This is a genomic window from Anaerolinea thermolimosa (genome assembly GCF_001050195.2).
Taxonomy (GTDB): domain Bacteria; phylum Chloroflexota; class Anaerolineae; order Anaerolineales; family Anaerolineaceae; genus Anaerolinea; species Anaerolinea thermolimosa.
The window spans coordinates 1,532,073-1,552,150 of the sequence record NZ_DF967965.1 but is presented as its reverse complement, the minus strand read 5'-3'; the positions used below and the strand labels follow the sequence as shown (position 1 = coordinate 1,552,150).

18 protein-coding genes are annotated in these 20,078 nt (G+C 48.4%); 12 read left to right on the top strand and 6 right to left on the bottom strand.

Annotation, left to right across the window (positions count from 1 at the left end; genetic code table 11):
• Position 1: 1 nt before the first annotated feature.
• The 7 genes from rpiB to ATHL_RS07045 all read left to right on the top strand — a co-directional run bounded on the left by rpiB (position 2) and on the right by ATHL_RS07045 (position 8,112).
• Positions 2–451: a ribose 5-phosphate isomerase B gene (gene rpiB, locus ATHL_RS07075; RefSeq protein ID WP_062191442.1), complete on the top strand. Its 450-nt coding sequence runs from the start codon at positions 2–4 to the stop codon at positions 449–451.
• Between the two features lie 21 nt (positions 452–472).
• Positions 473–3,253, top strand: coding sequence for a bifunctional transaldolase/phosoglucose isomerase (locus tag ATHL_RS07070; RefSeq protein ID WP_062191439.1), 2,781 nt, complete (start codon positions 473–475; stop codon positions 3,251–3,253).
• 297 nt (positions 3,254–3,550) lie between these two features.
• Positions 3,551–4,744, top strand: coding sequence for an ABC transporter substrate-binding protein (locus ATHL_RS07065; RefSeq protein ID WP_062191429.1), 1,194 nt, complete (start codon positions 3,551–3,553; stop codon positions 4,742–4,744).
• A gap of 65 nt (positions 4,745–4,809) precedes the next feature.
• A complete protein-coding gene (locus ATHL_RS07060) occupies positions 4,810–5,685 on the top strand; it encodes a branched-chain amino acid ABC transporter permease (RefSeq protein WP_062191426.1) in 876 nt (291 codons plus the stop codon).
• Positions 5,686–5,697: 12 nt separating this feature from the next.
• Positions 5,698–6,585: a branched-chain amino acid ABC transporter permease gene (locus ATHL_RS07055; RefSeq protein ID WP_084001249.1), complete on the top strand. Its 888-nt coding sequence runs from the start codon at positions 5,698–5,700 to the stop codon at positions 6,583–6,585.
• Positions 6,582–7,382, top strand: coding sequence for an ABC transporter ATP-binding protein (locus tag ATHL_RS07050; RefSeq protein ID WP_062191422.1), 801 nt, complete (start codon positions 6,582–6,584; stop codon positions 7,380–7,382). The genes ATHL_RS07055 and ATHL_RS07050 overlap by 4 nt, the downstream gene beginning before the upstream one ends.
• The gene (locus tag ATHL_RS07045; protein WP_062191419.1) at positions 7,363–8,112 is read left to right on the top strand and encodes an ABC transporter ATP-binding protein; all 750 of its coding nucleotides are present in this window, start codon (positions 7,363–7,365) and stop codon (positions 8,110–8,112) included. Before ATHL_RS07050 ends, ATHL_RS07045 begins: the two co-directional genes overlap by 20 nt.
• Before the next feature lie 42 nt (positions 8,113–8,154).
• On the opposite strand, the gene ATHL_RS07040 is transcribed toward ATHL_RS07045, so the two are convergent.
• A complete protein-coding gene (locus ATHL_RS07040) occupies positions 8,155–9,054 on the bottom strand; it encodes an ROK family protein (RefSeq protein ID WP_062191416.1) in 900 nt (299 codons plus the stop codon).
• A 239-nt stretch (positions 9,055–9,293) separates the two neighbouring features.
• On the opposite strand from ATHL_RS07040, the gene ATHL_RS07035 reads away from it, so the two are divergent.
• A complete protein-coding gene (locus ATHL_RS07035) occupies positions 9,294–9,929 on the top strand; it encodes a 50S ribosomal protein L25 (RefSeq protein ID WP_062191413.1) in 636 nt (211 codons plus the stop codon).
• Positions 9,930–9,971: 42 nt separating this feature from the next.
• On the opposite strand, the gene ATHL_RS07030 is transcribed toward ATHL_RS07035, so the two are convergent.
• The 5 genes from ATHL_RS07030 to ATHL_RS07005 all read right to left on the bottom strand — a co-directional run bounded on the left by ATHL_RS07030 (position 9,972) and on the right by ATHL_RS07005 (position 15,894).
• Positions 9,972–10,580, bottom strand: a complete 609-nt coding sequence (locus ATHL_RS07030; protein WP_236822392.1) for an NUDIX hydrolase — start codon at positions 10,578–10,580, stop codon at positions 9,972–9,974.
• Positions 10,573–11,451 (bottom strand): tRNA (adenine-N1)-methyltransferase, encoded by an 879-nt coding sequence (locus tag ATHL_RS07025; RefSeq protein ID WP_236822349.1) that lies wholly within the window; start codon positions 11,449–11,451, stop codon positions 10,573–10,575. Before ATHL_RS07025 ends, ATHL_RS07030 begins: the two co-directional genes overlap by 8 nt.
• Positions 11,452–11,459: 8 nt before the next feature.
• A complete protein-coding gene (locus ATHL_RS07020) occupies positions 11,460–13,130 on the bottom strand; it encodes an alpha/beta hydrolase family protein (protein WP_236822348.1) in 1,671 nt (556 codons plus the stop codon).
• Positions 13,131–13,650: 520 nt separating this feature from the next.
• Positions 13,651–14,736: a tRNA 2-thiouridine(34) synthase MnmA gene (gene mnmA / locus ATHL_RS07010; RefSeq protein WP_062192346.1), complete on the bottom strand. Its 1,086-nt coding sequence runs from the start codon at positions 14,734–14,736 to the stop codon at positions 13,651–13,653.
• A 6-nt stretch (positions 14,737–14,742) separates the two neighbouring features.
• Positions 14,743–15,894 (bottom strand): cysteine desulfurase family protein, encoded by a 1,152-nt coding sequence (locus ATHL_RS07005; protein WP_062192345.1) that lies wholly within the window; start codon positions 15,892–15,894, stop codon positions 14,743–14,745.
• Positions 15,895–16,019: 125 nt separating this feature from the next.
• On the opposite strand from ATHL_RS07005, the gene ATHL_RS07000 reads away from it, so the two are divergent.
• From ATHL_RS07000 to ATHL_RS06985, 4 genes are read left to right on the top strand one after another with little or no spacing between them, the layout of a single operon-like run.
• Positions 16,020–17,441 (top strand): phosphoglucomutase/phosphomannomutase family protein, encoded by a 1,422-nt coding sequence (locus ATHL_RS07000; protein ID WP_062191405.1) that lies wholly within the window; start codon positions 16,020–16,022, stop codon positions 17,439–17,441.
• A gap of 3 nt (positions 17,442–17,444) precedes the next feature.
• Positions 17,445–18,248 carry a TatD family hydrolase gene (locus ATHL_RS06995; RefSeq protein ID WP_062191402.1) on the top strand — a complete coding sequence of 268 codons (804 nt, stop codon included), beginning with the start codon at positions 17,445–17,447 and terminating at the stop codon, positions 18,246–18,248.
• Between the two features lie 2 nt (positions 18,249–18,250).
• Complete coding sequence (locus ATHL_RS06990) at positions 18,251–19,222, top strand: polyprenyl synthetase family protein (RefSeq protein WP_062191399.1); 972 nt, start codon at positions 18,251–18,253, stop codon at positions 19,220–19,222.
• 3 nt (positions 19,223–19,225) lie between these two features.
• Complete coding sequence (locus ATHL_RS06985) at positions 19,226–20,059, top strand: aldo-keto reductase family protein (RefSeq protein WP_062191396.1); 834 nt, start codon at positions 19,226–19,228, stop codon at positions 20,057–20,059.
• Positions 20,060–20,078: the final 19 nt, after the last annotated feature.

The following is a 20,078-nucleotide window of genomic DNA, read 5'->3' as shown; positions in this document are numbered from 1 at the left end:
TATGCGAGTTGCAGTGGCGTGTGATCATGGCGGATTCCCGCTTAAAGGTGTCATTCTGGAGACAGTTCAAGAAACCGGTCATGAGGCAATCGACCTGGGAGCGTTTTCGGCAGAGAGTTCTGATTATCCCGATTTTGCTCAGAAGCTTGCTCAATCGATCCTGTCAGGTCAGGCAGAACGGGGTATTCTTATCTGTGGTTCTGGAATTGGCGCCTGTATTGCGGCGAATAAGATCAAAGGAATTTACGCCGGGGTTTGCCACGATACTTACTCTGCCCATCAGGGTGTGGAACATGATCGGATGAATGTGCTTTGCCTGGGGGCACGAATTATCGGTGAGGAACTCGCGCGTGAAATTGTCAGAGCTTATCTCGGAGCTGTGTTTAGTCAGGAAGAGCGTCACCTTCGACGGGTCAATAAAGTCCTGGCCATTGAGGCTCGAGGAAAGTGATAAAGAAAGGGTGACAAAGACATGAAACCATTCGATGATTTACTCCAGATTGGGCAATCGATCTGGTATGACAATATTCAACGCTCTTTATTGAGAAACGGTGAGCTGGCGAATTTAATAGCGGCGGGCGAAATCCGAGGAATTACCTCGAATCCGGCCATTTTTAACAATGCGATTGCGAAATCCTCAGATTATGATACTGCCTTGACACCGATGGCATGGGCAGGGTGGACGGCTGACCGGATTTTTCATCAATTATCCCTGGAAGATATTCGGGAAGCCGCTGATTTATTCAGACCGCTTTATGAGGAAACTCAAGGGCGGGATGGTTACGTCAGCTTAGAAGTCAACCCATTTTTAGCTCATGATACTCAGGATACATTACGGGAAGCGCGACAGTTATGGCGGGAGGTAAACCGTCCGAACTTGATGATTAAAATCCCTGCAACGAAGGAAGGGATTCCCGCTATTCGGGAAGCTATTGCAGAGGGGATTAATGTTAATGTGACCCTGATCTTCTCATTAAAACGATACGCGGAGGTCATGGATGCCTATCTTACCGGTCTGGAGAGACGTGTGGCTGCGGGGTTACCGGTGCATTCCATTGCTTCTGTGGCTTCTTTCTTTGTTTCGAGAGTAGACACTAAAGTCGATGGACTGCTTGCCGAATTAACTCAGAGTGACGGAACCCGGGCCGAACTTGCTCAACAACTGGTTGGGAAGGCTGCTATTGCCAATGCACGACTGGCGTACTCCCAATTCATGGAGGTATTCTCCGGGAAGCGTTTCCAGGCTTTGCAGGCACAAGGGGCAAAAGTCCAGAGACCTCTCTGGGCTTCGACGAGCACCAAAAATCCTCGGTATCGGGATGTAATGTATGTAGAGGAATTAATAGGTCCCGATACCGTGAACACCGTTCCTCCTCAGACGTTAAGTGCCTTCCGTGATCATGGTTGTGTGAGATTAAGCCTGACAGAAAACGCGGATGAATCCAGAAAAGTTTTAAATGATCTGGAATCTCTGGGAATTTCAATGGAGAAGGTGACCCAGGAGTTGGAACAGGAAGGGGTAAAAGCATTTGCAGATGCTTTTGCGTCGCTTTTAAAGGCCATCGATGAGAAAAGATCTGCAGCGCAGGCATGCCTGGGAGTACTTCGGTCATCAGTAGCTGTGCGTGTGGAAGAATTGGAGCGCAAGAACCTTGCCGAACGCCTTCATGCGCATGATCCAAGTTTGTGGACCGTAGATAAAAAGGGGCAGGAAGAGATTACTAAAAGGATGGGATGGCTGGATGCTCCAAAAAATAGTTTGGCGCTTCTTCCAGAAATTACCTCGGTAACAGAAGACCTGCTTCAGGAAGGGTATACTCACGCGTTGTTGCTTGGAATGGGTGGGTCTTCGCTGGCTCCTGAGGTGTTCCGAGAAATTTGTGGTCTGGGGAGAATGGGTGACCGTGAAGGGATGGATCTATTAATTCTGGATTCGACCGATCCCGTTCAGGTTCAACAGGCCGAGGCATGGTCAGATTTTGACCACACAGTGTATATTGTTTCAAGCAAGTCAGGTTCTACCAGTGAGGTCAATGCGCTTTTCCAATATTTCTGGGATAAAGCAGTGAGGGCGGCGGGTGATCGGGCCGGGTTGCATTTTGTGGCTGTAACGGATCCTGGTACATCACTAGAAAAGTTAGCCATAGAACGGAATTTCCGAAAGGTGTTTCTCGCGGACGCCAGTGTTGGGGGAAGGAATTCCGCTTTAACCGCTTTTGGCCTGGTTCCTGCTGGGTTTCTCGGCCTAGATCTGGAGTGTATTTTACAGAGAAGCTCACAGATGGCCAGAGAATGTGCTGCTGATGTGCCCGCTGGCCGAAATCCCGGAGTAGTTCTTGGGGCAATTCTTGGCCAGGCAGCGCTGGAAGGACGGGATAAGGTTACCTTTCTTGCCGATCCATTATGGAAACCGATGGGGGCATGGCTGGAGCAGTTAATTGCCGAGTCTAGCGGTAAAGACGGAAAAGGTATTCTACCGGTGGATGATGAACCCATCCAAAATGCGTCATGGTATTCCCAGGATCGGGTGTTTGTTTATCTCAAATCTGATGGTGGTCTTTCAACTCTGGCATCCGATTTAGTTTCGCTGGGGCACCCGGTCTTAACTTTTGAATCGACCGATTGTTACGATTTACCTGCCGAGTTTTACCGCTGGGAAATTGCCACGGCTGTGGCCTGCAGTGTCATCGGGGTGAATAGTTTTGACCAGCCGGACGTACAAGACAATAAGGATCGCACGGCCAATAAAATCAAGCAATTCCAGGAATCAGGCCATCTGGATGAACCCTTGCCAATCTGGCAGAAAGATGAAGTGAAGGTGTTTGGAAAACCTTTTGAGGGTTGTGATTCAGCTCAGACTTTAGATGAACTGACGAACCGATTCCTTGAGCTGGCCAGAAAAGGGGATTATGTGGCTGTTAATGCTTACCTGCCACGTAATCACGAAATAAGGGAAAGGCTACAGCGGTTGAGGAAATCTATTCAGATGAAGACTGGATTGCCCACTACTCTTGGTTTTGGTCCACGATTTTTACATTCTACTGGCCAGCTTCACAAAGGGGGGAGTAACGAAGGGCTATTTATTCAAATAACGACTGACCCCGAGGTGGATTTGGAAATCCCGGGTGCTGGCATGACGTTTGGTACCCTGGAACGGGCTCAGGCATTAGGGGATCTAGAGGCACTTTTAGCGCGAGAAAGACGGGCAATTCGCATTCATTTACCTGTACGGTTATTAGAGAAAATTCTCTAATAGTTCAATGATCATCTCAACCCCGGTGATTTGTGATCAACAAGCCACCGGGGTTTTTTTGATATAAAATCTCTTGTCATGAAATGAATTTCCCTGTATAAATACCCTATTCTTTGTGTTATACCGATGGAGCAGCTCTGGATTCATCAGGTTTCCCAGGAATTTGTATAATCATCAGCCTATAAGCGATTGAAAGCGGTGTGAAAGCCCCTTTCTTGTTACCAGGCACATCATTCTGTGTGTAATTTTCTCCTATGCCCGGGTAGGAGAATAATTCTTGCCAATCAGGAGGAGACGATGTTTTTTAAGTATTTCAAGAAAGGTGTCTGGCTGGTTGCCCTGCTGGCGCTCAGTTTGAGTAGCTTGCTGAGCGGTTGTGCGTCATCAAAAACGATCAAAATTGGTTTTATCGCTCAGATGACAGGGCCTGATTCTTACATTGGTCAGGCGGCGAAATTGGCGCTGGAAGATAGGATCGCTGAGATCAACGAAAAAGGCGGAATAAAAGGATACAAGATCGAGCTGATTACTTATGACAGCCGCTCGGAAGTACCGGATGCTGTGGCAGCTGCCAAACGTTTGATGGACCAGGACCACGTGAGTGCTATTATCGGCCCGGAATGGTCTGGCGCTGCGATTCCCATTGCGTCCATTGCAGATACTTCGAAAACACCGGTGATTGCGACTACAGCATCGAACATCAAGGTGACGGTGGACGATAATGGGAACGTTCATCCCTTTATGTTCAGGGTCTGCTTTATTGACCCATACCAGGGGTTTGCAATTGCTGACTTTGCCTACAAAGAACTGGGCAAACGAAAGGCGGCTTTCATCACAGATGTGAGTGCGGCTTATTCGGTTGGTATTCAAAACTATTTTGAAGAGCACTTCACCAGTCTGGGGGGAGAAGTGGTGGCCAAAGAAGGTTATCAGGCAAACGATCAGGAGTTCCGGGCACAAATTTCGAAGGTGGCCGAATCGGGGGCGGATTTGCTTGTCGTACCAACCGCGACCTATCGGGATATTGCCCTGATTGCTAAACAGGCCGATGCCCTCGGGCTAAAGATTCAATATCTCGGCGTGGACGGTTGGGTGGCTGATGAATTGTTAAGCATGGCAGGAAAAGAACTCGATGGAGCCTATCTTTCCAGCGGTGTAACGACTGAATCTCCAGAATTTAAAGATTACAACGCCGCTTTTGAGAAAAAACATGGCATGAAGGCAACGGTCTATGCATATTATGCTTTAGATGCGTTATATGCCATTGAATATGCTGCCAGTGCTGTGCTTGACCAAAACCCCTCGGCCGATCCGGGCTCTGAAGCGTTCCGCGTGAGCCTGAAAAATGCTCTCGAAACCATGAAGGATGTGCCAGCTTTCACCAGTAAGCTGACCATGGAACCCGACACTCATAACCCCCACAATAAACCGGTAGTCATCCTTCAAATCAAAGACGGCCAGTGGAAGATCGTAAAAACTTACGAACCATAACCTGAGGGGTTAATCTGAGCAGGAGACCCCGGGCGGTCTCCTGCTTTTCGTAGGGAGTGAATAATATGATTTTGTTCATTCAACAAGTGGTATCGGGGCTTTCGATCGGAGCTGTATATTCGCTTCTAGCGGTAGGATATGCTCTGGTTTACAGCGTGTACAATTTCACGAACTGGGCATTTGATGCTTTTATGGTAGCTGGGGCATTCGCGGGTTTTTATGCTATAGCCTCTTTCTTTATCCCGCCTGTTCCAGCCATTGCGTTAGCACTTCTGGCAGCGGTCATTTTATCGGTAGGTGTGGAAAGAATTGCCTACCGCCCATTGCGGCTGAGGAATGCACCACGCCTCTTTATGATGATTTCAGCAATGGGAGCTAATCTCTGTATCATTAATCTGGCGAACCTGTTCTTTGGAGGACAATTTCGCAAATTCCCCGAAATTGCCAGCGGAACCATTTTTCTGGGTGGGGTGGCTGTAGGAAAAATGGATCTTTTTGCAGCTGGGTTTTCTGCCGTAGCACTGGCAATCCTGTGGTTTTTCCTTTACCGAACCAGGGCAGGTTTAGGTATTCGTGCCAGTGCAATTGACACACTCACGGCTTCAATCATGGGCATCAATAACGATGCGGTAGCCTTTATGGTCTTTGCAATTTCTGGTGTCCTTTCAGGATCTGCAGGGGTTTTTTATGGAATTAAATATGCCGTGTACCCTTACCTTGGAATCGTGACTCTCAAAGCCATGATAGCCAGCATTATCGGTGGGTTGGGTAGCCTCCCTGGGGCTGTTCTCGGAAGCCTGCTCCTGGGTGTTACCGAAACGCTGGTTTCCGGGTACATTTCGTCGGTGTATCGCGATTTATTCTCTTTTAGCATTCTGGTTCTTATCCTGTTGTTCTTCCCAAACGGTTTGCTGGGAAGCAAGGACAGCGAAAAACTTTAATCGGGGGGAACTATGGGGTACTTGAATGCTATATTAATTTTAGGGGGGATCAATATTATTGCTGGTCTGGGGGTGGCCATCCTCACCGGGTATACTGGCCTCTTTTCTATCGGCCATGCCGGATTTATGGCTCTGGGTGGCTATATGACGGCTGTATTATGCGCAACTCTGAAAGTTCCATTCCCGGTAGCTCTTTTAGGCGGGGGAATTTTTGCAGGTTTGTGTAGCTTTATTATCGGCTATCCTGCCTTTCGGACACGGCTACGGGGAGATTATTTTGCCATTGCCACGCTGGGTTTCTCAGAAGCGGTTCGACTCATTTTAAATAATACTTACACCGTGATCGGCGGGGCATACGGGTTCACTGGTCTTCCCCAAATAACCAATCTTCCGATCGTTGCGGTTGTGGTTATTCTGGCGATCTGGTTTGCGCATAATTTTGTGCGCTCTCAGTATGGAAAGAATTGTGCGGCGATCAGTGAGGATGAAATTGCCGCTGAAATGATGGGCATCAACCTGCTTCGCACAAAATTAACCGCGCTCTTTATCAGCGCAGTGTATGCCGGAGTGGCGGGGGGATTGCTGGGTTTTTATATGGCATATCTTACGCCTTCTTTCTTTACTATCAGCCGGTCTTCAGATCTTTTAGCAGCGGTGGTTTTTGGCGGGGTTCATTCTCTCATCGGCCCAATTCTGACCTCTTTCCTGCTGGTTGCTCTGCCTGAGATATTACGCTTTTTTGCAGAATGGCGTTTGATCATTTATGGGGCTTTGTTTGTGGTAATCATGGTATTTCGCCCACAGGGTTTACTGGGATATACCGAGATGAATTTTCAATTTCTGAAGGTGGGCTGGTTAAAAATTAAGCAATGGCGAAGAAAGGGTGGAGGTGTCGTATGACCTTTCCGATCCTTGAATTGAAAAATATCTCGGTCAGTTTTGGCGGCGTAAGAGCGGTACAGGGTATCAGCCTTCGCATTGAAAAAGGAGAGTTTATTGGGTTAATTGGGCCGAATGGCGCGGGGAAAACCACCATTTTTAATTTGATTACAAACTCGGTACAACCGACCAGCGGGCAAATTCTTTTTAATGGTAAGAATATCACCGGGTTATCTCCTGACAGGATCAACCATCTTGGCATTAGCCGTACGTTCCAAAACATCCGTTTATTTCAAAACATGACTGTGTTTGACAATGTGGCGATGGGGATGTACAGCCGAACCATGTATTCTCTGGTGGACGCCTTTTTACGAACCTCCAGGGCTCGAAAGGCTGATCAGGATGTGAAAAGAAGAACTGAAGAGTTACTGGAACTGGTTGGTTTACAGAACCTTTCCAGAGAAAAGGCAGGGAGTTTACCTTACGGAAAGCAACGGCGATTAGAACTGGCACGCGCACTTGCTTCAGAACCGACGTTGCTCCTGCTGGATGAGCCGGCGGCGGGTATGAATGAGGAGGAATGCGCTGATTTGGTTCGATTGATCCGGGGTATTCATCAGAGCTACGGACAAACCATTTTATTGATCGAACATCATATGAATGTGGTGATGGAGCTGTGTGCGGATTATCGGATTTACGTCCTTCACCTCGGTCAGATTCTGGCTTCTGGTACGCCTGAGGAGATTCAACGTAATCCGGAGGTCATCCGTGCTTACCTTGGGGAGAGGAGCGTACGAAATGCAACAGCATCTGCCTGAGGAATCATTGCTTGAGATTAATCACCTGATGGTTCATTACGGGGGTATCAGAGCACTCAATGATGTATCCCTTCGGGTGCGTCTGGGTGAAATTGTAGCGGTCATTGGAGCCAATGGGGCGGGAAAATCAACCCTGTTGCGTACCATTGCGGCCATAAAAAGTCCATCCAGTGGCTCCATTAAATTTGAGGGAGAGCCATTGCCACGGTTTGCAGATCGGGTGGTGAGCAAGGGAATTATGCTCGTTCCAGAGGGGAGAAGGATCTTTGCCCCCCTCACCGTTAAAGAGAACCTCCTTCTGGGAGCCTATACAAGAAAATCTACACGTGAGATTGCGGAAAGTATGGAGACCGTTTTTGGGTTATTCCCGGTCTTAAAAGAGCGTATCCATCAGCGAGGAGGAACATTATCTGGTGGCGAGCAACAAATGTTAGCCATTGGGCGGGCTTTAATGAGCCGCCCCCGGGTACTCTTGCTGGATGAGCCCTCTCTTGGACTGGCCCCAATTGTGGTAGATGCCCTGTTTCAAAAAATCATCCAAATGAACAGAGAAATGAAATTGACCATTTTGCTGGTTGAACAGAATGCTTCGCTGGCTCTGGAGATCAGTCATCGGGCGTATGTATTGGAAACAGGTGAAGTAAAACTGGAAGGTACAGGGGTGGAGCTTCTCCATGATCCGCGCGTCAAAGATAGTTATCTGGGGGTTTCGGGAATTGCCGGGGACTGATCAATAACAGAGAGCCGCCTGCTTGAGGCGGCTCTCTGTTGGTTATTCTATTATCTGTTGAGCAATAGCGATCGCTCCCAACCCTCCGGAGCGGTTCCCCAGGCTGGGGGGAACAATATATGAGTCGATATTTTCCAGAATTGCAGGAGACTGGATATATTGATTCAATAAAGCCAGAACCCGTTGACGAATGCGGGGGAAAAGCTGGAGTTGTTGCATAACCCCACCCCCAAGAATAACCATTTCGGGTGAAAGGGTTAAAATGAGATTGTAAACCGCCAGGCTCAAATATTCTGCTTCAATTTCCCAGGCCGGATGCTCCACAGGAAGCTGATGGCCGGGTTTTCCCCAGCGTTTCTCGATTGCTGGCCCAGAAGCTAACCCTTCAAAGCAATCGCCATGGTAGGGGCAGGCACCCGGGAAGGGGTCTTTCTGGAGGTCATGGGGGATTCGGATATGACCAATTTCTGGATGTACCAGGCCATGGACGGGCTTCCCGGAGATAATAACTCCACCACCAATCCCTGTACCTATGGTGAGATAAATAAAATCCTTTAGACCCTGGGCGGCCCCCCATTTCCCCTCTCCAATACCTGCAACAACCACATCATGGTCAAAAGCAACCGGTACTCCGAGCATTTGATGGAGGGGTTTAACCACTGGAGTGTGAGCCCAGCCTGGTTTGGGGGTAGTAGTGATATATCCATAGGTTGGTGAGGATGGGTTGAGGTCGATTGGTCCAAAACAGGCAACACCTATGGCCTCAATTTTCTCACCAAGTTTCTCTTCCTGCTCTTTGAAAAATTGTACTGCTTTTGTGAGGGTTTCCTGAGGATGAGTGGTTGGAAAGCGGATTTCAGCTCGAATGTCATCCGGGCTGCTCCCCACCAGGCAAACGAACTTTGTTCCTCCTGCCTCGATTCCGCCGACCAATTTTGCCATGTTGCCTCCTGTGTGAGGTGAGTCTTCTGGCATAAATTATATCCTAATCAGATCTCCGATGAATTGAGAGGATGCGGCTTGACACCAGAGCATGATCCGTTTACAATCTTGCCTCGTCAGTCTGGCTATAGATTTGCTTCCCTGCCTCTCGAAGCAGATCGCCAGGCTCGATCATTCCCCCGGAGTGAGGGTAGCTCTCTATGAAGAGCGAGAGGCGCTCCAAGGAAGAGGTAAAGGTTATGGAAAGAATTGTGCTTGAAGCAAAAAAGCGGACCGATAAGCGGAATGCAAAAGCCCTCCGTCGTGAGGGCCTGTTACCGGCGGTGATGTATGGACGTCACTTTCCATCCACCCCTATTGTTCTTAATGCGCATGATGCTTCCCTGAAACTCATGGGTCTTTCGACATCGACCATCATTAACATAGATCTTGAGGGAGAGACTCATGCTGCACTGGTACGTGAACGCCAGCGGGATTTCATAAAAAATAGCCTTCTCCATGTGGATTTTCAGGTAGTCTCACTCACGGAGAAAATTCGGACTTTGGTTGGCCTTCACTTTGATGGGGTATCTACTGCGGTTAAGGACTACAATGGTGTGCTCGTGACCAACCTCAATGAAGTAGAAGTTGAAGCTCTTCCTCAGGATCTTCCTGAACGCATCCATGTGGATTTATCGGTGTTGAACCACATTGGCGATCAGATTCAGGTGAAGGACCTTGTTGTTCCATCTGGTGTTGAGATTCTCACCGATCCTGATGAGGTTGTAGTAGTAGTTTCTGCGACCCAGGAAGAAGCCGAAGAGATGGCGTTGCCCGAATCTGCTGAACCTGAAGTGATCGAACGCGGTAAGAAAGTAGAAGAAGAGGAAGAATAATTTCCTCGAACTGGAAATGAAGAACCACGGGCGGAAGGAAAGTTAACGCCCGTGGTTCTTTTGAAGCAGGTTGAGGAAGTCGGTTATGATCCGGGCGGTGATTCCCCAGATGATTTCTCCATCGTAGGGTTTATAAAAAACGACCATTTCCTGGGTGCCGTTTTGCCGTGTATAAAGACGTTCTTCTTTGTTCACGGTCTCTGCCAGCCACTTGAGCGGAACGGAAAAAATACGTTTCACTTCATTTTCTGCTGGAGTTAATGCAACGGGCCATGCGATTTTCCCGATCACGGGGTAAATTAGAAAACCGCTGGATGAAATATGGGGAGGCATTTGCCCAAGGATCTGTACCTTTTGAGGGGGAATTCCGGTTTCTTCAAAGGTTTCACGCAAGGCTGTATCCACAGGGGTTTTATCCATTATATCGGCAGCCCCTCCGGGAAAAGAAACCTGCCCCTTATGATTTTCAACTCGGTCTGTACGCAGGGTGAAGAGAGTAAACCACTCTCTTCCATCCTGATATAAAGGAATCAAAACCGCTGCTGGCGTGAGGTTGGAATGATTGATTCCTGAATATGAGTTATCTGTGGTCTGGAAGATTGTTTTTATGGATTGATCGTTTATATCGTCCAGATAGGAGATATCATTCATACCCATATAGATCGTTCTCTTCATCATTGTCCAGAAACGCTATTCCAGCTTCTTCAAGTAATTCCTGGCTTTGATTTTCATCTTCCACAAGTACAGGTCGTGCAAAAATCAGGTACCCGGTGTGCCCAACCATTCGGTCGGTTGGCCGAAAGCGTGCCGGGTGAGCCCGGTACCATCTCAGGAGGATCTCACATACCTCAAGGAAAGCAAAATGCTCCTCGCGAAGGGCTACAAGGAGCTTTTGAACCTGATTGGCGGTAGGGAGAATGCAACCGAAGTTTCCACCGGGCTTTAAAGCCGCCCGAACCTGAGGAATATAATCCCATGGGTTAGGAACATCGAGGAAAAGTGCATCTGCATCCTGCTCGGTAAATCCTTCTCTAATATCTCTGAGGTTAAATACTACACGATCATCTAAACCGAGGAGGGAAATATTTTTTCGGGCGAGCTCTTGAAAATCACTGCGAATTTCATAGGTGCTTACACATCCCTGGGAACCAACTGCAAAAGCGAAGGCGGTGGTTAACGCCCCTGACCCTGTCCCGGCTTCCACAACACGTTTGCCAGGTCCAATGCCCATCATGACGAGGATAAAACCGATATCTTTGGGGTACAGAATCTGGGTATTTCGTCTGGTAATCGCCAGAACATCTGCAAGAGATGGGGGAAGTAAAAAGAACGGACTCCCGTTATGACTAAAAACCTGGCTTCCCCAGGGTTTTCCGATGATCTCATCGTGTTTTAAAACGCCCCGATGGGATTGAAACTCAGCACCCGCCCGGAGACGAAAGATAAAATTTTTATGTCTGAGCCCGACGAGTTGAATTAAATCACCATCACGTGCATACGCACCATGCGCATTCCAGCTCAAGGCTCCTCCTATGGATTCAAGTGTTTCTTGAAGAATTCGGTGATGGCTTCGTAACAACGAACACGGTTTTCAAACTTGAGCACATCATGGCCTTCGTTCTCGAACATCAGGTATTCCACATCCTTGCCCAAAGAACGTAAATAGGTTACAAGGTCGCGAGATTCTGGTTCAACAACTCTGGGATCGTTTTTCCCTTGAATGACGAGTAGTGGACAGGCCAGCTGGTGAAGGTGGGTTTTCGGTGATCGGTCGACTAAAAAATCATGATCGGTTTCTGGATCACCGAGGGCCATTTTCATGTAGGGTTTCCATGTCTCTGGAATGCGCTCCAGGAAGGTGAGTAAATCGAAGGGGCCAAACATATCTACTGCAGCTGACCATAATTCTGGATGCCGCCCTGCCAGAGTGAGGGTCATATATCCACCATATGAGCGTCCTACAACTCCGGCACGTGAAGCATCAATGCGGGGATCTTTTTTGAGGAGCTGCATCGCATGAACATGATCCAGGCGGTCTTTCCCGCCCCAATCACGGTCGACCTGTTTGGTGAATCCCAGACCATACCCGGTGCTACCACGCACGTTGGGGACAAATACCGCAAAACCATTAAGGGTTAGGAATTGTATGAGGGGCATGGAAAACCAGGCGAAATCCGGCCTTTCCTGTCCCTGGGGGCCTCCATGAATGTAGTAGATCAGGGGCCGTTTCTCTGAGAAGCCCAGGGAACGGGCGGGAAGATACAGACGAGCCGAGATGCGTGTACCATCGAAAGAAATATAAGAGGCATCTTCACCGGGGGAAAGGTATTCCTGAGGGATACCCAGAATCCGCTCGTGGGTGTGGCGGGTGATTTTATCTCGCCTGTTCCCTTCGATGGTGTAAATCTGTGTCGGGGACGTTGCTGTAGAAAAAGAAAGAGCATAACGATCCCCAAGCGGGTCATAGCTGTAGGAAAAAACCATTCCATTGGATAAAGGAGGTTGATCTCCCACCAGAACTTGATCGATGGTGAGGCAAAGAGAAGAGCGATCAAAGACTGCCTCGTATAGCCACGAGCAACCATCAATGTTGTAGACCAGTAAATAGCGATTTCCAGTAAGATGGTTCAAGGTTTCGAGTTCACCATCTCCTGTATGTTTGATTCCCTGAACCGCCACTTCAAGAGGCTGTGAATCACCGGGGAGGAGTACGGCCGGGGCGTATCGGTCTGTAAATAGAGCGCAAGAAACCAATAATTCGTTGTTTCCTAAATACTCAATAGCATTTATGCCATTAAGCGGAACGTTTTCCCCGGGAGTTCGTCTTTCCAGCGGAATCCCAAATCTCAGGCTTTTTTCCTGTGTCTCTTCTTTCCATTCGTAAAGCACCACATCACCGGTTGTGTAGCCATCAACTAAAATGGCATGCCGGTGGTCTGGTGAGTAAGCGCCGGGATAGGCCCCATAAGGGCTGGCGCCAAGGTGAGTCAGGATTTGGGTTTGGAGATTTGCCCGGAATGCATGTTGATTCTGATCCTCACGGGATTCGGCATTGAAATAGGCAATATTATTCTGAATATCGCATAAAACAAGATGTACCCGCATTTTTCCTAGAATATCGGAAAAGACTGGTTCGGGGTGTCCGCCTTCGAGGGGAATCAGGTGAGGCTGGTAATTTTCGTCACCATCATGGTCAAGCATGACTAAAATTTTCTGAATCTGAGGGAATACGTAAAAAGGAAGTCCACCGAGAAGGTGAGGATTTTGTAAGGCAATCCGGGGAGGAATGAGAGGTTCAGGGACACTTCCGCCATAATTCATTCTATAAAGGCTGAGGTGTCCGGATAAGTTGGAGAGGAAATAAATTTGATCTCCAACGACTTGGGGAGAGATAAAAAGTCTGGCGGAAAGAAGTGAGTCGATTCGATACATAATGTCCTCTATTTAGAGTGTTGATGAGACGGTGTTGTTTTTATAAGGCTAAACCAGTGCCCGATAAATAGCAAGATAAGGCAGCCAAGTAGAGCCAGCCCAAAGCGTAAAGGCCCGATACTGAGGAAAGTCCATCCAAGGTTATCTGCCAGGAAATGACCTCCCCAAAAACCTATCCAGGAAAGGAGCAGGTATAAGAGAAGCCGCCCTAAACCCCCGTTTTTCCAGAGGTGGAAAGAAGCACCCAAGAAAGTTGACACAAGAAAGCCAAAAAGAAAGGCTGGAATGGTCACAGTTTGGCCCCTTTCTTTATAATTGTACCCCCACCCAGGCATACCTCTCCCTGATAGAATACTGCTCGCTGCCCTGGAGTAATATCCCTGAGTGGGCTTTCGAATTGTACATGAGCCAGACTATTCTCTGTCAGGGTGATGAGGGCAGGCATTTCAGGAGCTTTGTATCGAATTTTTACTCCTGCCCGGAAGGATTTCGCTGGCTCAGATTTTCCGATCCAGTTTAATTCATCAACCCACATCTCATCACTGCCGAGTTCTTCTCTTGGGCCTACGATGAGCAGATTGTTTTGTATATCTTTGTCCAATACATACACGGGGTGGGTAGTAGAGATACCTATTCCTTTCCGCTGGCCGATAGTGTAATGCGCCAATCCAAGGTGTTGGCCGAGGATTTTCCCCTCCCGATTGACGATATTCCCTGGTCTCAAACTTTCCGGGATATGCCTCTCGAGAAATGACCGATAATCTCCACCGGCAAGAAAACAAAGATCCTGACTGTCGGGCCGGCTGGCGGTTGGAAGGTCGTATCTCCGGGCCAGGTCACGAACATGGGATTTCAGGAAGTTGCCGATTGGAAATAGACTGTGAGTCAGGTGGTTTTGACTCAGGACACTGAGTACATAAGACTGGTCCTTTTCAGCATCCAACCCTTTAAGGAGTAAAAATTCGCCATCTGGTCCAGATTTGGTACGGGCGTAGTGGCCAGTGGCCAAAAATTCGGCACCCAGTGCACGCGCCTGATCAAAAAGTGCTCCCCACCGAATTACCCGGTTACAAACAACGCAAGGATTCGGGGTTACCCCCTGGCGATATCCTTCTAAAAAGTAATGGACAACGGTATCAAAAAATCGCTGACGGACATCGATGGTATAGAATGGGATACCCAAAGTCTGGGCAACTTTCCGAGCCTGGGCCATTGAGTCGGGGGTACAGCAACGGTTGCTCTCTTCAGTCCCTGTTTCGCTCCACAGGCGCAACATCATCCCGATTACCCGGTACCCCTGCTCGACGAGAAGTGCAGCTGCAACCGAGCTATCGACACCACCACTCATGGCAACAACAACGAGGGGTCTGTTCATAATCACTTAAGATAGGGATCGCTGTTTTCGGATTAATTCCGGGAGAATGCCGGTAAATGCTTCAATCATTTGAGGGGTGGTGGATCGACCAAGGGTGACTCGTAATGACCCGAGTGCCCATTCTTCAGGGAGACCAATCGCGGTGAGAACTTCGGAGGGACGGGGATCTCCAGTTTTACAGGCCGAACCGGATGAACAGGCATAACCGGCGACATCAAGGGCCATAAGGAGGCGGTTACCGTCAAGGTTTTTAAAAACGAAGCTGACATGGTTGGGAAGCCTCTGGCGGGGATGCCCGGTTAACCGAGTCTGGGGAATGTTTTGAAGAATGCCATTTACGAGGGTATCGCGCATTTCCAGAAAACGACGACTATGGACTGGCAATTCATTTTTGGTAATTTGTAGGGCCTCAGCTAACCCAACAATGTACGGCACGTTGTGGGTTCCAGCACGTAACCCACTTTCCTGTTTCCCACCGGTCTGGACTGGTTCAATGGGCGTTCCCTGCCGGATATACAGGGCTCCAACACCTTTGGGGCCGTAAAATTTATGCGCTCCAATGGAAAGTAGATCGATATGCTCCCGAAGAACATCAATGGGCAGGTGAGCTGCGGCTTGGACTGCGTCGGTATGAAAGGGGATATTTCTCTCGCGGCAAACCAGCCCTATTTCGGCAACAGGATTAATGGTGCCAATCTCGTTGTTTGCATAGATAACCGAAACCAGGGCGGTATCTCTTCGAAGGTGGCTCCTAACGGCTTCCGGGTCAACCATTCCCGTGGAATCGACCGGTAAAAATTCGATCTCAAACCCCTGCTCTGAAAGCTGGTTGACCGTATGCAGGACGGCATGGTGCTCGACTGGAGTGGTCAGAATATGACAAAAGCCATGCCTTTTCCGTTGCGCCCAGGCAACCCCTCGAAGTGCTAAATTATCGCTTTCTGTTCCACATGAGGTAAAAACGATTTCCCGCGGCGAGGCATTGAGGCATCTGGCTACAGTTTCACGGGCATTTTCAACCGCGCCTTCTGCAACCTGACCAAATTCATGCACAGAGGAGGGATTTCCAAAAAAATCCTTGAAATAGGGAAGCATTGCCTGGAATACTCGATCATCAAGGGGGGTTGTTGCCGCAAAATCCAGGTAAACTTTTTCCATCACCGCCATTTTCACCTCCGGTCGGTGATTATAGCACTTTGAGAAACAATACAACCATTTTGGTTACCGATTAATCCCTGATATAATAACATAAATCGTTCTATTTCTCACATATCGGAGAGGCTATGTCAGATAAAATCCATTTTGGAACCGATGGATGGAGAGGGGTCATTGCTGAGGATTACACCTTCGATAATGTACGTCGATGTGCCCAGGGGTTTGCTACGTACATGAAGAATCATGGGAAGCAGGGAGAGACCATCGTCATCGGGTATGATAAACGCTTCCACTCCGAGAATTTTGCTCTGGCAGCGGCTGAAATCATTGCTGGGAATGGAATGAAAGTTCTGTTGACGGATGGTGCCACTCCTACGCCGGTGATTGCTTATTCAGTAGTTCATCACCATGCTGCGGGCGCGATTAATATTACCGCGTCTCACAACCCCCCAACGGATAATGGCTTTAAGGTGCGGAATGAATTTGGTGGAGCCATTGATCCGGAAGGGTTAAAAGAAATAGAAAGCTTAATTCCGGATGATGTATCCTCTGTAAACCGAATGAATGCGGCTGAAGCTGAGGAAAAAGGATGGATTCGCCGCTTTGATCCAGCACCGGATTATATTTCCCACCTGGAACAGCTCATTGATCTTGAACCGATCCGCCAGGCCGGTTTAAAAATTGTGGTGGATTGCATGTGGGGAAATGGTGCAGGATGGTTCCCTCGCTTACTGGAGGGTGGAAAAACCCAGGTGGTGGAAATTCACAACACGAGGAATCCCATATTTCCCGAGATGAAGCGCCCGGAGCCAATCCCACCAAACATCGATGTAGGGTTACGTACTACAGTGGATCTTGGAGCTGATGTTCTTATCGTGACGGATGGAGATGCGGATCGGGTTGGTGTTGGCGATGAAAATGGAAGGTTTGTAAATCAACTTCAGGTTTACGCCCTTCTTGCTTATTATTTGCTCGAGGTTCGGGGTGAACGTGGAGCGATTGTTAAAACCCTCTCGACCACAGGAATGCTGGAGAAACTGGGAAAGCTTTATCATGTGCCGGTTTATGAAACGGGTGTGGGATTTAAATATGTGGCCCCGAAAATGCTCGAAACGAACGCGATGATTGGCGGGGAAGAATCTGGTGGGTATGCTTTTCGGGGAAATGTCCCAGAGCGAGATGGTATTCTTGCCGGGTTGTTTATCCTGGACATGATTGTACGGCTAAAGCGAAGGCCCTCGGAGCTTCTGGCGTTACTCTTCAGCAAGGTCGGGCCGCATTTTTACGATCGTGTGGATCGTTCATTTACAGGGGAACGATCAGAGCGTGAGCGGAGAATTCTTTCGGCCCATCCGGCAACGATTGGAGGGTTGAAAGTAACGGGATTAAATACCACGGATGGTTTTAAGTTCACACTGGAAGATGGTGGCTGGTTGTTGATCAGGTTTTCGGGGACTGAACCAATTATGCGAGTCTATTGTGAAACCACTCAGGAAGATCGTGTAGCCGCTATCCTGGCAGATGGTTTGAAGATAGCAGGTTTGGATTAGTCTGTGGAAAGTCTTTTTGACACCCATTGCCATCTGAACCTTAACATTTTTGAGAATGACCTATCCCTGGTGATTGAACGAGGGTTGGAAGCAGGAGTGTCGTTCTTTTTAGTACCAGGGATTGACATTGGGACGAGTCGCCGGGCGGTGGAATTAGCTGAGCGATTCCCAGGGGTATATGCTGCGGTTGGAATCCATCCCTCAGAGGCAGGCCAATGGAATCAACAGGTGGCGAGAGAAATTTCCTCTCTGGCCAGACACCCTCGCGTGGTGGCGATTGGGGAAATTGGGTTGGATTATTATCGGGATCGGACTCCACATGAACTGCAACAGGGCGTTTTACGCGAACAACTGGATCTGGCTCTGGATGTTCAATTGCCGGTGATTTTACATCAACGGGCTTCCTTCGATGATTTATGGAACCTCTTAAAACGGTGGTTGCACGAGAATCGAAAGGGTGCCCAATATCTCTCTGAGCGGGCTGGAGTATTTCATTCCTTTGATGGCACGGTAGAAGAAGCGAGAAGAGCTGTGGAGCTGGGTTTTCTGATAGGGGTTAGCGGGCCGGTAACCTATAAAAATGCGCTGACTCGTCGTACTGTTGTCAGTGGTCTGGATTTATCATCTATTTTACTGGAAACCGATTCTCCTTATCTTCCTCCTCATCCCTTTCGAGGAAAACGAAACGAACCTGCGTTTTTAAGGTATGTGAGTGAAAAAGTTGCTGAAATTCATAAAATAGACTCTGTAGAACTAGCCGGGATTACCACGCACAACGCTGCCCGGCTATTTGCCCTGGAGCTTTGATCTTGAATACTACTATTCCTTTTATTGTTCCCGTACAGGATGACATCCAGGCTGTGGAAGCCTTAATGCGCGCTCAGGCGGATGATCATCACCCCGATTTACGATCGGCACTGCATTTGTTGCTTTCTGCTGGAGGGAAGCGGATTCGTCCTGCGTTGACAGTTTTAATTGGTAAAATGCTCCATGCCGATCGTGAGAGTTTATTATCTCTGGCAGCCGCGATTGAATTACTCCATACGGCAACCCTGGTACATGATGATCTCATCGATAATTCTCTGCTACGGCGGGGAATGCCAACCCTGAACTCCCGCTGGTCACCAGGGGCAACGGTCCTCACAGGAGATTTTATTTTTGCCAAAGCCGCAAATATGGCGGCTCAAACGAATTCCATTCCAGTAATGAAAATATTTTCCCATACTCTTTCGGTAATTGTGAATGGAGAAATTTCTCAACTCTTTTCGACACGATGCAAGGCTGACCGGGAAAGTTATTACTTCAGAATCTACTCCAAAACTGCATCGTTGTTTGAAACATCGGCAAAGGCTGCGGCTTTAATCAGTCCGGTTGATCAATCCATCGTGGAGCAGATGGGACAGTTTGGTTATAACATTGGCATGGCGTTTCAGATCATCGATGATATACTGGATTTCGTGAGTCAGGAAGATGCTCTGGGAAAACCAGTTGGTGGTGATTTACGTCAGGGAATTATCACATTACCGGCTATTCTCTTTGCCGAAACTTTTCCAGACCACCCTGCCGCTCAAAGATTGCTGAATGGTGAATGTATCCAGGAAGAAGATCGGCTTGAAAATCTCATTGAGGAAATTCGTCGCAGCGAAGCCATTTCATTGAGTTATCGAGAAGCTGTGCGGTTCATTGAAAATGGGTTGTGTCAGTTAAGAAACTTACCAGAATGCGAAGAGAGATTTGCGCTGGAAGAATTGGCGCATTATATTGTGCGAAGGGAGTTGTGAGATATGGACGCTTTTCCGCGGACTCAGGTAGAGGGGATCAGCCTGCCCCGTTTAATTGTGGGTACGAACTGGTTCCTGGGTTATTCTCATACCAGCCTTGCGAAGGATAAGTTCATCAAAGGGTATCAGTCACGAGATAGCATTGCCCGGATTCTGGCAGTTTTCCTGGAAAGTGGCGTGGATGCCGTAATGGGTCCGGTTAATCCATTACTTGAAGAAGCAATACGTGAAGCTGAACAGAGGGTGGGACAAAAGATTATCCGAATTTATACACCCTGGTTTAACATTACGCCAGGTGGTCCGGCAGATAACGAACCGGAATATGTTTTTGATATTTGTGCCAAATATGGAGCGACATTCTGTATGCCCCATCAGGCTGTGACAGATGCATTACTTGACCGCAGGGATGGAGTCATTCGGGATATTAGGAAATACACTGCCATGATTCGGGAAAGGGGGATGATTCCAGGTTTATCCACCCACATGCCAGAGACGGTAGTGATCGCCGATCGTACCGGCGCCGATGTTGCCACTTATATTCAAATCTATAACGCCGCGGGATTTTTGATGCAAGTTGAGGCCGACTGGGTAATGAACATAATACGGAATGCTCAGAAACCCGTGATGACTATTAAACCGCTGGCGGCCGGGCGGCTGTTACCTGTGGTTGGACTGGCATTCGTGTGGAACACCATTCGCCCGGTGGATATGGTGACCATTGGTACGACGACTCCCGATGAAGCACGGGAGGTGATTGACATCTCTCTCGACCTGCTTTCCCGCCAGGTTCCCGAATACGAATTACAAAGAACCAGAAGTAAAAAATCTCTATCTTGAAAAAAGACCGGCGAGTTTG